The organism is Oleiphilus sp. HI0128 (genome assembly GCF_001635365.1).
Genome location: NZ_LWGG01000546.1, coordinates 1 through 484 on the forward strand (window position 1 = coordinate 1; position 484 = coordinate 484).

Annotated in this window: 1 protein-coding gene; it reads right to left on the reverse strand. The window is 46.3% G+C overall.

The annotated features are described in order from the left end of the window. On the reverse strand, positions 1 to 484 hold a 484-nt coding region (locus A3763_RS06505), incomplete at both ends, for a calcium-binding protein (RefSeq protein ID WP_369823096.1).

Below are 484 nucleotides of genomic sequence, written 5' to 3' on the forward strand. Positions count from 1 at the left end.
CGGAAAAGTTAATCGCTGTTAAGGCGTAATTAGGGTCATCTTCTTTAAAGAAGCTTTCAACGACGATGCTGTCATCATTGCCAAGAACAAGCTTTAGATCATCACCACTTCGTGTCACATAGCTGGTCTGGGCAGCAATCGACTCATCGAAAACAAGGACATCTTGTCGACCTTCAGTTTCATCATAGGTCGAGATATAGTCAGCACCATCACCCAGGCTATACAGGTAGGTATCATTTCCTGCTCCGCCAAAAATGACATCGTCTCCTTCTCCTCCTGCAATAACGTCATCACCGACATCACCATACAGATAATCATCCCCACTATTGCCATTGATTGCGTCGTTATCATCACCACCATAGACATAATCCTGGCCGTCTCCGGCATCAATAGTGTCGGCACCACTGAACCCATAATAGTGCTTCGAGCCTACGCCGTCCGAGGTGATATGGTCATCACTATCCGTTCCTAGGTTAGTTCCATT